The organism is Emticicia oligotrophica DSM 17448 (assembly GCF_000263195.1).
GTDB classification, from domain to species: Bacteria; Bacteroidota; Bacteroidia; order Cytophagales; family Spirosomataceae; genus Emticicia; species Emticicia oligotrophica.
The window spans coordinates 952,181-966,834 of the sequence record NC_018748.1 but is presented as its reverse complement, the minus strand read 5'-3'; the positions used below and the strand labels follow the sequence as shown (position 1 = coordinate 966,834).

Below are 14,654 nucleotides of genomic sequence, written 5' to 3'. Positions count from 1 at the left end.
CTATTTTATATAAACTAAATTTAGCACCATGGCACAACGCATCTTAATTATTGACGACGACACCGATATTTGCTTACTATTACGCCGATTTCTTAGTAAAAATGGTTATGATGTGGCAATCGCTCACGATGGTACTTCTGGATTGGGTACTTTAGAAACTTTTACTCCAGATTTGGTTTTGACTGATTTTAGGTTGGGCGATATGGATGGTGCTACTATTTTATTGAAAATTAAAGAAAAGCTACCACATGTTCCAGTACTTATCATAACTGGGTATTCAGATATTAAAATCGCCATAAATGTCATGAAGCAAGGGGCCTATGATTATATTACAAAGCCTCTTTTTCCCGACGAAATCTTACTTACTATCAAAAAGGCACTTAGTCAGCCCGTGCATTATGTACATATAGCAGAGTCTGCTGCCAGTTCAGTTGAAAGTCCTACGAAGACAAAAAAAGAAAAAAAAGGTGATTATATTTTTGGAGAAGGACCAGAATCTATGCACTTATATAAGCAAGTAGATTTAGTTGCTCCAACTAATTATAGTGTTTTGATTTATGGCGAAAGTGGTTCAGGAAAAGAGGCGATTGCCCTTGAAATACACAAACGTAGCAAACGTGCCTCTGGGCCATTTGTGGCAATGGATTGTGGGGCAATTTCAAAAGATTTAGCGGCAAGCGAACTTTTTGGGCATGAAAAAGGAGCGTTTACTGGTGCTTTAAATCAAAAGATTGGGCACTTTGAAATGGCTGATGGAGGTACACTTTTTTTAGATGAGGTGGGTAATCTACCTTACGATATTCAGGTGTCGTTATTGCGTGTTGTGCAAGAACGAAAAGTACGCCGTTTAGGTGGAAATAAGGAGATGGCAGTAGATGTTCGTTTAATTGTAGCTTCAAATGAACGTCTAATTGAGGCAGCAAGGAAAGGTAAGTTTCGAGAAGATTTATACTACCGATTCAACGAATTTAGTATTGATGTGCCGCCAATTAGAGAACGAAAAGAAGATTTACTCAATTTCGCTCAATTCTTTTTAGAAAAAACTAATGAAGAACTTGGTAAAAATGTCAAGGGTTTTTCACAGGAAGTCATGAAAGCTTTTCAGCAATACCCTTGGCCAGGGAACTTACGTGAAATGCGAAACGTCATCCGCCGTGCAACTTTGCTTTCAGAATCAGATATCATAGAAATAAGTACCTTGCCTTTTGAACTAATTAATCATAATCGTCTGCTTTTTGACGAATCTCAGCTTACGAATAGTAGTGCTCCTATGCAAGAGCAGCCACGTTATCAAACGCCCGTTCAGCCTGTAGTGAGTGTCCCGAATAAACAATCATTACCTACAAAAATAGATTTAAAATCAACAGCTCTTGATGCAGAATATGAAATCATTCTAACTGTTTTGAAACAAGTAAAATTCAATAAAACCAAAGCCGCTGAAGTGTTAGGTATTGACCGCAAGACACTTTACAATAAAATGAAACAAATAAACCTCAACAACTAATCAAGCATGGACAATCTAAAAATGAGCAGTAGTTTTGGGCTATCGTTGATTGGAAAAAAGGTAGAAAGTTTGGTCAAAATATTGCCCCAACTTATTTACGTGCTTGATTTGGAGAAAAAAACCTTAGTTTTTATTAGTGACCGTATTACCGATATTTTAGGCTACTCTAAGGAAGAAATAGTAGAGATGGGAAACTCGCTTGGGCCTATCATGGTGCATACCAATAAAGCTGCATTTGCAGTGGATATTTCAAGGCAATTTAATGAGCTAAAATTTGGTGATAATCTTGAATTTATGATGGCTTTCCTCCATAAAAATGGTGAGGTGAGAACTCTGAAAAACACAGCAAATTTAATTGAACAAAATGCTGAAGGTAAGAATCACTACGTGATGCTCATAGCAGAAGATATTACGGAGCAGATAATCAGAGAAGAGATTTTGCAGTTTAAACAACAATATATTCAAGATTCTGAGCGGGCATTTCAATATGGGTCATGGGAAATGGAAGCAGGAAGTGATTATGTAAGCTGGACAGATGGACTTTTTGAAATATTGAGTATTCCGAAAAATCGTTTCCCTGATGGCAAAGTACCTTATGGTTATTATTTAAGTTTTGTGCCCCTTGAGGAGAGAGAAACTTTAGAGAGAGAGGTGAATACTAACATTAATGAAAGAAAACCATATTCTGAATATGCTCATACAATTATTGATGCTGTAGGCAATACTAAATATGTAATACTTCGTATGCATCTATTTGTATCGAAGGGCACAACAATTATAATGGGTACTGTCATTGATAATACGCTTAGTTTCACTGCTGAAAAGGAGCGAAATGATTATATGATACAGCTTCAGCGGCAGCATACGCAAATGGAGGAAGCCGAGTCAATTTTTAAGTTTGGAAGCTGGGAGTGCAATATTAATGAATCATATTTTAGCTGGTCAGAAGGATTATTTAAACTTCTTGAATTAGATTCACAAAAGTATCCATCGGGAAGAGTTGGACTTGATTTCTATGATAACTTCGTACACCCGGATGATGAAGTGCGAATTCGAGAATATACCCGACAAGTATTGGTTGAAAAGAGACCTTTTTATGAAATAGAACACCGAATTATAGATGCTAAAGGTACACTGAAAAATATTCTACTTAGGGCTAGAATTCAATATAATGAAAATGGAAGATTGTTACGAGCAGTGGGTGTAACGGCCGATTTGACAGAAATTGAAACATATCGTCGAGAACTCGAACGTCAGGTGGTAGCCCTCAATCGTAGTAACCAAGAACTTGAGCAGTTCGCCTACGTAGCCTCTCATGATTTACAAGAACCTCTTCGGAAAATAAAAGCTTTTGGGGAGCGACTTGAAAGAAAATATAAAGAAATTGTAGGAGAAGAGGGTAGCTTTTTCATAGAACGGATGATTAATGCTGCTCAAAGGATGAATACGCTGATAGACGACTTATTGACATACTCACGTGCTTCGAGGGGAGTGGAAACTCCGAAAAAAATTGCATTGAATGAAGTGGTTAAACAAGTAATTGACGACCTTGAAATAAAAATTCAAAACGAAAATGCAAAAATTATTGTAGGAGACCTGCCCATTGTTGAAGCTCAACAAGTTCAGATGCAGCAATTATTCCAGAATCTTATTGATAATGCATTAAAATTTCGTAAACCAAATGTTTCGCCAGTAGTACAAATTAGTGTACGAAAATTATCAAAGACAGAAATACTCAAATTAACTCAACTCAAACCAACGCTAGAGTACTATGAGTTTGTCATCAGTGATAATGGAATCGGTTTTGAACCGAAATATACTGAGCAAATATTTGCTATTTTCCAAAGGCTTCATGGGCGTGCAGAATATGCTGGTACTGGCTTGGGACTTGCCATTTGTCGTAAGATTGTAGAAGCTTATCAGGGTTATATTATGGCCAAAGGTGAAGAGGGGATAGGAGCAACTTTTATTTTTTATTTACCAACAACGAAATCGTAAAATTGAAATGGGGAGTAACAAGAAAAAACTGGTGATTTTAGTAGCAGATGATGATGAAGATGACCAATTATTCATTCGTGAAGCTTTTGAAGAAAGTAAATTATTGGTCGATATCCGCTTTGTAAATGACGGTCTTGAGTTACTCGACTATTTGAAACAACGAAACAAATATGCCAATATTGAAAATTGCCCTAGTCCATCACTAATACTTCTTGACTTAAATATGCCTAAAATGGATGGAAGAGAAGCATTGAAGGAAATCAAGTCAGATACAGCATTGAAGACAATCCCCGTTGTAGCTCTCACAACCTCGAAAGCCGAACAAGATGTATTAAAAACCTACGAATTGGGCATAAATAGCTTTATTACAAAGCCAGTATCTATTGATGAATTTATTGAAATTGCCAAAACACTAGGTCATTATTGGCTCGATATTGTTCAACTTCCCCAAAAAGCAAAAAAATGAACACTGAAAAAGTTAAGCTTTTAATTGTTGATGATGATGAAGATGACTTCTATTTAACATCTGAATATTTAAAGGAGATTCCCTCAAAACAATTTGATATTATTTGGGCAAGTTCATTTGGTGAAGGAGTTAAAAGACTATCACAAATCAAATTCGATTTGTGTTTTTTTGATTTTTTATTGGGGGCAAGAACAGGGATTGAACTCCTAAAAGAAGCAACTGAAATGGGGGTTACTGCTCCTATTATTTTATTCACGGGAAAGGGAGATAATCAGGTAGATAACGAGGCCATGCGATTAGGGGCCATGGATTATTTAGTAAAAACCGATTTAGATGCTGAGAAATTAGACCGGTGTATCAGATATGCTCTCGAAAGAGCTGATGTGGTGAAGCGTTTACGTGAAAATGAAACTCGCTTAAAAAGCATCTTTGAGCACATGAAAGAGGCGATTATATTAAAGTCGTCTGATGGGGTAATTTTTTACCAAAATAAAACTGCCTGTGAACTATTAGGATTTGAGGATACTCATGAAGTAAAGATAATTTTCAAAAATTTCTTTGCAGAAGAAGATGCTTATAAACGCTTCAAACAGGTACTTGAATTGAACAACTCCATAGATAATTTTGATATTTGGTTAGTTAACAAAAATGGAGAAAGAGTACTTTGTTCTTTGAGTGGAAGTAAGCAAAATGATAGCGAAGGCAATAGTTACTTTTTGATTGTTATTCAAGATATTACTTCAAGAAAAAAACTCGAACGCGACCGTCTGTTGGCTGAAAAATCGGCTTCTACTGCACGCTTGGCCCGTACATTAGCACATGAAGTTCGAAACCCTCTGACCAATATTCATCTTTCGCTTGACCAACTTGAACCCGAACTAACGGATGAAGAGTTAAAACTTTTTACGGATATTATTAGGCGAAATAGTCGTCGAATAAATACGCTTATCACAGAGCTTTTAGAGTCTTTCAAACCTCAAGAGACTGTTTTAAGCGAAGTTTCAGTTGTTGAGCTAATTGAGCGTGCATTGAGCGAAGCCCTTGACCGAATTAACCTCAAAAAAATCAATTTAATTAAGCATTTCAGCAAAGATTGTAGGCTTTATCTCGACCAATCGAAAATAAAAATAGCTTTCTTAAACCTCATAATTAATGCGATTGAGGCAATGGAGGCTGAGAAAGGTGTGCTGACAATTTCAACGGTTGCCCATCAAGAGTATTTCCATGTCATTATTCAAGATAATGGCGTAGGAATAAGTCAAGAGAATCTTAATCGACTATTCGAACCCTATTTTACGCTCAAGACAAATGGTTTAGGATTGGGTTTGGCTGCAACCCTAACAATTCTGCAATCGCACCATGCCCGAGTAGAAGTTGAGTCTGAGTTAGGTGGTGGAACTATATTTACAATAGCGTTTCCTTTTTCTGAGAAATAAGAAAATGTGAGTTGATAATTATTTTTGTTCTACAAAAGACGAGGGTTAATTAGTTTAGCGAGGGCAAAGATTTTGTGAAAAACTAAAACCAATGTTTATCTACAAAGAGGATTTGCATAAAATATACTACCTTTACAAACGATTTAGTGAGTGTAACTGTTCTACAATAAAATCAATTATAAAGATAAATAAATGAAATTAGACCGAATAGAAGACGCAATTGAAGCCATTCGTAATGGTGAGATTATTATTGTAGTTGATGATGAAGACCGAGAAAATGAAGGCGATTTTATATGTGCAGCTGAAAAAACTACGCCCGAAATGGTCAATTTTATGGTAAAAGAAGGTAGAGGTTTGATGTGCACTCCACTGACAAGACAACGTTGTGAAGAGCTGGAATTAGATATGATGGTTGGCAAAAATACTGCACAACATGAAACAGCGTTTACGGTATCTGTAGATTTATTGGGCAATGGTTGTACCACAGGTATTTCGGCTAGCGACCGAGCCAAAACGATTCAAGCGTTGGTAGATAAAAATACCAAACCCGAAGATTTAGGACGTCCCGGACATATTTTCCCACTTAGAGCTGCTGAAGGTGGTGTTTTACGTCGCTCTGGTCATACCGAAGCGGCTATTGATTTGGCGGTTTTGGCTGGTTTACAGCCTGCGGGTGTGTTAATCGAAATTTTGAATGAAGATGGTACGATGGCCCGTTTACCACAATTATTTGAAATCGCCAAGAAGTTTAACCTTAAGTTGGTTTCGATTAAAGACCTTATAGAGTATCGTTTGGAAAAAGAATCTCTGATTAAGCGAGAAATCGGAGTTAATATGCCAACAGAATGGGGAAGTTTTGATATGGTAGCATTTCGTCAGCTAGATAATGACCAATTACACTTAGCATTAATCAAAGGAACTTGGGATGAAAACGAAGAAGTAATGGTTCGTGTACACTCTTCATGTGTAACAGGTGATATATTTGGTTCCTGCCGCTGCGACTGTGGCCCACAACTTCATGCTGCCATGGAAATGGTCGAAAAAGAAGGCAAAGGTGTAATATTATATATGAATCAAGAAGGGCGTGGCATTGGCTTATTGAATAAGCTAAAAGCCTATAAGTTGCAAGAAATGGGGCGTGATACAGTAGAGGCGAATTTGGAATTAGGGTTTAAAATGGATGAACGTGATTATGGAGTTGGGGCCCAAATTCTCCGTGATTTAGGCTTGTCAAAAATTAAGCTAATTTCAAATAACCCTAGAAAAAGAGCGGGCTTGATAGGTTATGGCTTAGAAATCATCAATACTATTCCTATAGAGATAAAGCCAAATCCTCATAATCAGCATTATCTTGAAACAAAAAGAGATAAAATGGGGCATAAGATTATGGGTTCATAAAAATATTAGGTATGCATAACAATTTCTTAACTCGAAAAAATTGAACAATACTAATATTTTTCATTAAAAATCTTATAAAAACTTGTAATTCAAGCACTTATCAAAATAAAAAGGGTAGGTGCTTGTTTTTTTTAGAGAAAAATTTTAAGACCTTTGTACCGAAAATTAAAAACCACTTAATGATTTTTACTTCAAACATTTCTAACTCCAAAAAAAACATGATGCGAAAATTTACTTTCGGGCCACGTCTCGCTTTGCGAGGAGCGTTCGGTCTTCTTACAGTAATGTTATTTGCTTTTCAAAGCTTCGCCCAAGTAACGACCTCTTCTATTAGCGGTTTAGTTACTGACGCTAAAGGTGAAGGCTTGCCTGGTGCAACTATCCTAGCCGTTCACGTACCATCAGGTACTAAATACGGAACGGTATCAAATTCTGCTGGTCGTTACATTCTTCCTTCTGTTCGTGTAGGTGGTCCTTACAAAGTTTCTTTCTCATTTGTTGGATACAAAGAGGCTGTTAAAGAAGGTGTGGTAACAAGCTTGGGTTCTTCGGCTAACGTTGATGTAAAATTAGATGAAGCTGGTACATTTTTAGATGAGGTAAAAGTAACATCTGGTCGCTCAGATATTATTTCTTCTAGCCGTACTGGTGCTTCTACAACTTTAGGTTTGAATGCTGTAAATAGCTTACCAACTATCGGTCGTACTATTGATGACATTACTAAATACAATGCTTATAGCAATGGTCGTTCTTTTGCTGGTCAAGATAGCCGTCTAAACAACTTCACTATTGATGGTTCAGTTTTCAATAATGGTTTTGGTTTAGGTAGCTCATCACAAGCAGGTGGACGTACTGGTACAACTGCTGTATCTCTTGATGCGATTGAGCAAGTACAAATCAACATTGCTCCTTTTGATGTTCGTCAATCAGGATTTGCTGGTGCCGGTATCAACGCCGTAACTCGTTCAGGAACTAACGATGTAACTGGTTCGGTATATTACCTTACAAGAGGAAGCGACATGGTTGGTAAGAAAGCTGATGGTAAAGATTTACCTACAGTTAATATTAATGAAAAAACTTTTGGTTTTAGAGTTGGAGCTCCAATCATCAAAGATAAGTTATTTATCTTCGCTAACTTCGAGATGTTTAATAGCTCTACACCAGCTCTTACATGGTCAGCTAACCGTAATGGTGCAACTGGTAACGTATCTCGTACTACTTACGCTGACTTGCAAGATTTAGCAAGCTTCATGAGCTCTAACTTCGGTTGGGAAGCTGGTGAACTTGATGGTTTCAATAACGAAATTAACAGTAAGAAAGGATTGGTTCGTTTGGATTATAACATCAACAACAACCATAAATTATCAGTGCGTTATTCTCACCACGATTCTGGTTCAGATGCTATCATTAGTAATAGTAACAGTAGTAATACAGCTGGTAATGGTAACCGTACAAACTCGGCATTAGCATTATCACCACAAAATACTGGTTATAAAATTGCAGATAATACACGTTCGTTTGTAGCTGAATTAAACTCAAATTTCAATGGTAAATTTGCAAATAACTTAATCGCTACTTATAACAAGCAAATCGAAGACCGTACTTACCGTACAGGTATTTTCCCAACAGTTGATATCTTGAATGCAGGAAGTACTTATACTTCAGTTGGTTTCGACCCATTCACGCCTAATAACAAATTGAATTATTCTACTTTCAACGTAACGAATAACTTGAGTTATTTTGCTGGAAAACACAATGTAACTTTTGGTTTGTCTTTCGAAGCTTTCCAATCTAACAACGTGTTCTTCCCTGCATCGAATGGTGTTTGGGTATTTAACTCTATCGCTGATTTCAAAACAGCTGCTTTGGCTTATAAAGCTAATCCAAGCCTTGCAGTTTCTCCAGTTCCAGTAGCACGTTTTAACTACCGTTATTCATTATTGCCAGACGGTGGAGAACCACTTCAAACTTTGAAACAAAACACATATTCTACTTATTTACAAGACGAGTATTCTGTTAACGACCGTTTAAAAGTTACTGCAGGTCTTCGTTTAGATGTATTTGATTACAATGATAAGTACGCTAAAGACTTTAATAACCCAGTTGTTGAAGGTTTGACTTACAAAGATGAAAATAATGCTGATTTGAAAATCTCAACTGGAGCTTTCCCAAGCAACAAAGTAATTGCAACTCCACGTTTAGGTTTCAACTATGATGTGAAAGGAGATAAGAGCACACAAATCCGTGGTGGTACTGGTTTGTTTGTTTCACGTATTCCGCAAGTATTGGTTTCTAACCAATTGGGTAACAACGGTGTAAATACAGCGGTATTGAACTTTACTAATACAACTGCTTATCCGTTTACTACAGACCCAAGCCGCTATAAGCCAGCTACTACTGATATCACTAAGCTTCCTGCATACGTAATCAACGCATCGACTGATAACCTTAAGAACCCAATTATTTGGAAAACAAGTTTAGCAGTTGACCAAAAATTACCTTGGGGCTTAATCGGTACAGTTGAAGGTATTTACAACGATAACATCCAAGCTCTTCGTTATATTGATGGTAACTTGAAAGCTCCATCAGCTACATTTAGTGGTCCTGATAATCGTGACCGTTTCCCTGCTTCTGGTTTGTCAGGTGCAGCTGTAAACCCTGCTCGTTTTATCAACTCTGCTAATACTAACGCCTTTATTTTGACTAATACAAAAGAAGGTTACTCTTACTCTTTGACAGCTAAAGTTGAGAAAGTAGCTACTAAAGGTTTCAGTGGAATGATTGGTTATACATACGCTAAAGCAAAAGATTTACAATCGGTTGCAAGTACAGTATTAGCTAATATCCCTACGGTTAGAGGTCAAAATTACTTGACTCCATCTTGGTCAGATAACGACTTACGTCACCGTTTAGTAGGTTATGTAAACTACCGTATCAACTATGGTGGTAAATTAGGTGGTTCTACTATGTTTACTTTAGGTATGGTTGCTAACAGTGGATTTAAAGTTTCTTACACATATGGTAATGACTTGAATGGTGATGGTCAAAACAACGACCTTATCTTTGTTCCAAACAAGGCTTCTGACCTTACTTTTGCTCCATTAACAGTAGGTTCGGGTGCATCTGCAGTTACTTTCTCTCCTGAGCAACAAGCTTCTGCATTTGATACATACATTGATAACCATCCATATTTAAGCACAAAACGTGGACAATATTCAGAAAGAAATGGTGCTGCTGTACCATCTTTGACTCGTTTTGACTTCACAATTGAGCAAGATTTTTACGTAGCAACTGGTAAAAAAGGCAAGAAAAATACCATTCGTTTACGTTTTGACGTGTTGAACGTTGGTAACCTTCTTAACAACAAATGGGGTGTAGCTATGTCAACGACAGCCACTAACCCATTGAGTTTAGCATCTATCAGTGCTGCTGGTGTTCCTTCTTACCGTATGGCTACACAAGTAGTAGATGGTTCAACTATCTTATTACGTGATGCTTTTGTAAAGAGTATTAACATCAACAATGTTTGGCAAGGACAATTCGGAATTCGTTATATTTTCGACTAATCTTTTCAAATATAATATTATCAAAAACCCCCGCTGCAAAGTGGGGGTTTTTGCATTATCAAGTCTTATGAAAAAACAACATATATTTGAACGTAAAATATTCTCATTATTTTGCGAAAATAACCATGATTCAAAGAAACTGGTGCGTTTGCTGTATGAGCGTTTTGAAGTGGAAAGCCATGATTATGAAGATGATGAGATATGGACTCTCGTGGAAAAGTATTTTATTAATACAGTTATTCCTCACAAAATAGAAGTTCGCAAAGCGGGAATGGAGTTTTTAAAGGAAAGTTGGTTTATTAAGTTGCTTTCTCTGGCAGATAACAATACTAAAGACCCAATTGAGCAGTTTAAGTATAATCTTTGGGTGCATGATTTATCGAAGTTTTCTTTGCAAGAGGCTTATGGATATGCTATTCATGATTTTAAAAACCCTAAGACCACCTATTCACTTTTTCAGAAGGCGTGGCATCATCATAAGTTATATAATCCCCATCATCCTGAGTATTGGTTGAGTGTAGAACGAAGCGGAGCCACTACCCCTATACCGATGCCAAGTATATACGTTGCCGAAATGATTGCCGATTGGATAGGAGCTTCGAAAAGTTATGGCATGAATTTTCAAGAATGGTTGCCTAAAAATTTACCGCAATTTACATGGCATCCATATACTGCCAATCTTGCGGCTGAATACCTTTCAATGATGGGATTCAGAGTTAGAAAAGAAGAGCAGAAATTATATTTGGAATAATATCTAAACAACTTTTTCTTTTGGTTAGATTCTCATTCTTACCTGGGTTAAACGCATTAAATATCTTGTGATTGGGGTAAATCAATAAAATGAATAAATATCGGTATTTGCGTGCCGTAAGTACGCAACAGGCAAAGGCAGTGGTGTACCTACGGCATACTATTTGAACTTTATTTCTAGCGTTGGTTTCCAATAGTTAGCTCCTAAAGGGGCATGTTTTAACCATAAAATTAAATATGTTTAACCTAATTCTAACTAAAAGAATAAATGAGCAAAGAATTATACTTGCGGTGTAGAAGCGTATAGTCCATCCAAAACTTCTACAACTTTGTCTATTTCTTCTGTAGTATTATATTTCCCGAAGGAAAAACGCACATTTCCTCTCTCTGGATTGACATTTAATGCTCCTAAAACGTGCGAACCTACATCTGAACCACTTGTGCAGGCACTACCACCCGAACAAGAAATTTGAGCTATATCAAGGTTAAACAATAGCATATCATTATCACTGCTCGGTGGAAGGCTCACATTTAGTACAGTATAAAGACTTCCTTCTACATTCGCAGAATCACCATTGAACTGCACATCAGGAATAGAAGCCTTCAATTTATCAATCATTCTTTGCTTTAAACCCTTGATATGCTTTTCGTGCTCAGCCATGTCTTTATATGCAATTTCGAGAGCTTTGGCCAAACCTACAATTCCATATACATTTTCTGTGCCTCCACGCATATTACGCTCCTGTGAACCACCATGAATGAAAGGATGAATTTTACTATCGGCATTGATGTATAAAAAGCCAACTCCTTTCGGACCATGAAATTTATGTGCAGAACCTACTAAGAAATCTACTTTTAGTGCCTGTACATCATGTTTGAAGTGGCCCATTGTTTGCACGGTATCGGTATGAAAAATAGCATCGTATTTTTTACAAATTTCTCCTACTTTCTCTAAATCAATCAAATTACCGATTTCATTATTGCCGTGCATCAACGATACCAACGTTCGAGGCTTAGTGCTTAAAAGTTCTTCCAAATGCTCTAAACTTACGTTTCCTTTCTCATCGAGTTTTACAAAACTTAACTCGATTATGCCTTTTTGTGCCAAATATTCAAGTGTATGCAGAACTGCATGATGCTCTGTTGGCGAAGTAATGGCATGCGTAAGCCCAAAAGTATCAATGCTACAAGTAATAGCAGTATTATCGGCCTCGGTTCCGCCAGAAGTAAAGAAAATTTCTGAAGGTGAAGCATTGATTAAACCCGCTACTGTTTTGCGTGCCTTTTCGATTGCCGAGCGTACTTGGCGGCCGTGTGAGTGAATAGAAGAAGGATTACCGAAGTTATCGGTCATGAGAGGTAGCATTGCCTGTAAAACTTCTTCATCAAGACGAGTAGTAGCGGCATTATCTAAATAAATTTTTGGCATTGATAAGGCTTAGTTTATTGAGCGAAAAGTTCTTTTTTTACAAAAATAATATTTGGTATTGAATCCTGCAACCCACTGTTTTGATAGACTAAGGCGAATAATATTTGGATGTAATCAAAATATTGTATCCTTATCTACTATAACTTGCTAATTCTCTATTTTTAAAGTTCTACACTTACGTTTCTTTTGAATGCCGCTCCAAAATCAATCATTGATTCGGTTTTCAAAATACCTGTTATATGGTCAATTTTATCATAAAGAACACTTCTCATGTGTTCGTTTGACTTGGCTACAATTCTGATGTAAAGTGTGTATTGTCCAGTAATATAATAACATTCAGTTACTTCAGGAATTTTCTTTAATTCCTCAATAATCGCTTTTGAATCAGAATCTTCTTTTAGGACAAGGCCAGTAAAAGCACTCCATTCATACCCTAGTTTTCGTTCATCAAGAATGATTCCCGCACCCTTCAAAATACCTATTTTTTTCATCCGAGTCACTCGTTGATGAACCATCGTATTTGAAATTCCTAAGTTTTTAGCAATCTCAGAATAGGGTTTTCTACCATCTTTTTCAAGCTGAATAAGAATTTTCTTGTCAAATTCATCAAGTAAACTTTCAGTTGTCATAAGTCAAAATTTATAAATATTTATTAAAAATATGTATTTATTATTTTAATATGAAATATTAAAGCAAATATAACTTAATTTAAAAATTTTATAAGTCAAAATAACATATTTGTATATTATTTCGAACTAAACCAAGAAAATTATGCTGACAGATATTTCACTCAGCGAACAACTAATTGAATTAGAAGAACGCTACGGAGCCCATAATTACCATCCGATTTCGGCAGTACTCGACCGTGGACAAGGTGTATATGTGTGGGATGTAGAAGGTAAGCGATATTATGATTTTTTATCGGCCTACTCAGCAGTAAATCAAGGTCATTGTCATCCTCGAATTATCAATGCTTTGGTTGAACAATCGCAGAAACTTACGCTCACTTCTCGTGCATTTTATAGCTCGATGCTTGGGCGTTATGAAGAATATATTACCAATTATTTTGGTTATGACCGTGTTTTGCCGATGAATACGGGCGTGGAAGCGGTAGAAACAGCTTTGAAACTTTGCCGTAAATGGGCATATAAAATTAAAGGTATTCCAGAAAATAAAGCCAAAATTATTTTTGCGGGGGGAAATTTTCATGGTCGTACACTTTCTGTTATTTCCGCTTCGAGCGACCCTACCGCACGCAATGAATTTGGCCCTTATATGCCCGGTTTTGAGTCGGTGGAGTATAATAACATCGAAGCATTAGAAGAAGCACTCATGAATGACCCTTATGTTGCGGGTTTAATTTTAGAGCCAATTCAAGGAGAAGCAGGTGTTGTTGTACCCGATGATAATTACCTAAAAGAAGCCTACAAACTTTGTAAAGCTAGTAATGTATTGTTTATTGCCGATGAAATTCAAACAGGAATTGCTCGTACAGGTAGAATTTTAGCCGTTGATTATGTCGGTATCAAACCGGATATTCTGATTTTAGGAAAGGCTCTTTCTGGTGGCGTTTTACCTGTTTCGGCGGTTTTGGCTGATGATGAAGTTATGCTCACAATCAAGCCGGGTGAACATGGCTCTACTTATGGCGGAAATCCATTGGCTTGTGCCGTGGCAATGGAAGCATTACAAGTAGTAAAAGATGAAAACTTAGCCGAAAATGCCGATTATTTAGGCAAAATATTCCGTGCAGAAATGCAAACTTTGGTAGAAGAAACAAGTATCGTAACACAGGTTAGAGGTAGAGGTTTATTGAATGCGATTGTGGTAGATTCGAGCGAAGATTCAGATTTGGCTTGGGATATTTGTATGAAATTTAAAGAGAATGGTTTGTTGGCGAAACCTACACATGGTAATAAGATTCGTTTAGCTCCCCCTTTAGTAATGATTGAATCGCAGATGTGGGATTGTATCGAAATAATTTCAGATGTGATTCGAAGTTTCGATTAAGATATTTTTCAATAAGAAGGCTCCTATTTGGGGCTTTTTTTTTGTCTAATAATTATTTTTTATCAAGCTGTTACTTTTCAAAAGAATGTAGTCCAAA

The 14,654-nt window shown here is 36.8% G+C and carries 10 protein-coding genes; 8 read left to right on the top strand and 2 right to left on the bottom strand.

The genetic code is table 11. The features are described from left to right. Window positions 1–28 precede the first annotated feature (28 nt). From EMTOL_RS04160 to EMTOL_RS21660, 7 genes are all read left to right on the top strand, one after another. Window positions 29–1,504, top strand: coding sequence for a sigma-54-dependent transcriptional regulator (locus EMTOL_RS04160; protein WP_015028016.1), 1,476 nt, complete (start codon window positions 29–31; stop codon window positions 1,502–1,504). 6 nt (window positions 1,505–1,510) lie between these two features. After that, window positions 1,511–3,502, top strand: a complete 1,992-nt coding sequence (locus EMTOL_RS21665) for a PAS domain-containing sensor histidine kinase (protein WP_015028015.1) — start codon at window positions 1,511–1,513, stop codon at window positions 3,500–3,502. A 7-nt stretch (window positions 3,503–3,509) separates the two neighbouring features. Then, window positions 3,510–3,968, top strand: coding sequence for a response regulator (locus EMTOL_RS04150; protein WP_015028014.1), 459 nt, complete (start codon window positions 3,510–3,512; stop codon window positions 3,966–3,968). Next, the gene (locus tag EMTOL_RS04145; protein ID WP_015028013.1) at window positions 3,965–5,404 is read left to right on the top strand and encodes a hybrid sensor histidine kinase/response regulator; all 1,440 of its coding nucleotides are present in this window, start codon (window positions 3,965–3,967) and stop codon (window positions 5,402–5,404) included. The genes EMTOL_RS04150 and EMTOL_RS04145 overlap by 4 nt, the downstream gene beginning before the upstream one ends. Window positions 5,405–5,596: 192 nt before the next feature. After that, window positions 5,597–6,802, top strand: a complete 1,206-nt coding sequence (locus tag EMTOL_RS04140; RefSeq protein WP_015028012.1) for a bifunctional 3,4-dihydroxy-2-butanone-4-phosphate synthase/GTP cyclohydrolase II — start codon at window positions 5,597–5,599, stop codon at window positions 6,800–6,802. A 218-nt stretch (window positions 6,803–7,020) separates the two neighbouring features. Beyond that, a complete protein-coding gene (locus tag EMTOL_RS04135) occupies window positions 7,021–10,368 on the top strand; it encodes a TonB-dependent receptor (protein ID WP_015028011.1) in 3,348 nt (1,115 codons plus the stop codon). A gap of 67 nt (window positions 10,369–10,435) precedes the next feature. Next, window positions 10,436–11,119: a DUF5662 family protein gene (locus EMTOL_RS21660; protein ID WP_305953172.1), complete on the top strand. Its 684-nt coding sequence runs from the start codon at window positions 10,436–10,438 to the stop codon at window positions 11,117–11,119. A 279-nt stretch (window positions 11,120–11,398) separates the two neighbouring features. Here the strand turns inward: EMTOL_RS21660 and EMTOL_RS04125 are convergent, their stop codons facing one another. Beyond that, the gene (locus EMTOL_RS04125; protein WP_015028009.1) at window positions 11,399–12,547 is read right to left on the bottom strand and encodes a cysteine desulfurase family protein; all 1,149 of its coding nucleotides are present in this window, start codon (window positions 12,545–12,547) and stop codon (window positions 11,399–11,401) included. Between the two features lie 161 nt (window positions 12,548–12,708). Continuing rightward, a complete protein-coding gene (locus EMTOL_RS04120; RefSeq protein ID WP_015028008.1) occupies window positions 12,709–13,176 on the bottom strand; it encodes an Lrp/AsnC family transcriptional regulator in 468 nt (155 codons plus the stop codon). 142 nt (window positions 13,177–13,318) lie between these two features. Here EMTOL_RS04120 and rocD point away from each other — a divergent pair, with 142 nt between their 5' ends. After that, complete coding sequence (gene rocD / locus EMTOL_RS04115; protein WP_015028007.1) at window positions 13,319–14,557, top strand: ornithine--oxo-acid transaminase; 1,239 nt, start codon at window positions 13,319–13,321, stop codon at window positions 14,555–14,557. Window positions 14,558–14,654: the final 97 nt, after the last annotated feature.

What these genes read in the sequence shown, in the direction of transcription:
- EMTOL_RS04160 (WP_015028016.1), top strand. Translation starts at nt 29, where the DNA reads ATGGCACAACGCATCTTAATTATTGACGACGACACCGATATTTGCTTA.
- EMTOL_RS21665 (WP_015028015.1), top strand. Translation starts at nt 1,511, where the DNA reads ATGGACAATCTAAAAATGAGCAGTAGTTTTGGGCTATCGTTGATTGGA.
- EMTOL_RS04150 (WP_015028014.1), top strand. Translation starts at nt 3,510, where the DNA reads ATGGGGAGTAACAAGAAAAAACTGGTGATTTTAGTAGCAGATGATGAT.
- EMTOL_RS04145 (WP_015028013.1), top strand. Translation starts at nt 3,965, where the DNA reads ATGAACACTGAAAAAGTTAAGCTTTTAATTGTTGATGATGATGAAGAT.
- EMTOL_RS04140 (WP_015028012.1), top strand. Translation starts at nt 5,597, where the DNA reads ATGAAATTAGACCGAATAGAAGACGCAATTGAAGCCATTCGTAATGGT.
- EMTOL_RS04135 (WP_015028011.1), top strand. Translation starts at nt 7,021, where the DNA reads ATGATGCGAAAATTTACTTTCGGGCCACGTCTCGCTTTGCGAGGAGCG.
- EMTOL_RS21660 (WP_305953172.1), top strand. Translation starts at nt 10,436, where the DNA reads ATGAAAAAACAACATATATTTGAACGTAAAATATTCTCATTATTTTGC.
- EMTOL_RS04125 (WP_015028009.1), bottom strand. Translation starts at nt 12,547, where the DNA reads ATGCCAAAAATTTATTTAGATAATGCCGCTACTACTCGTCTTGATGAA.
- EMTOL_RS04120 (WP_015028008.1), bottom strand. Translation starts at nt 13,176, where the DNA reads ATGACAACTGAAAGTTTACTTGATGAATTTGACAAGAAAATTCTTATT.
- rocD (WP_015028007.1), top strand. Translation starts at nt 13,319, where the DNA reads ATGCTGACAGATATTTCACTCAGCGAACAACTAATTGAATTAGAAGAA.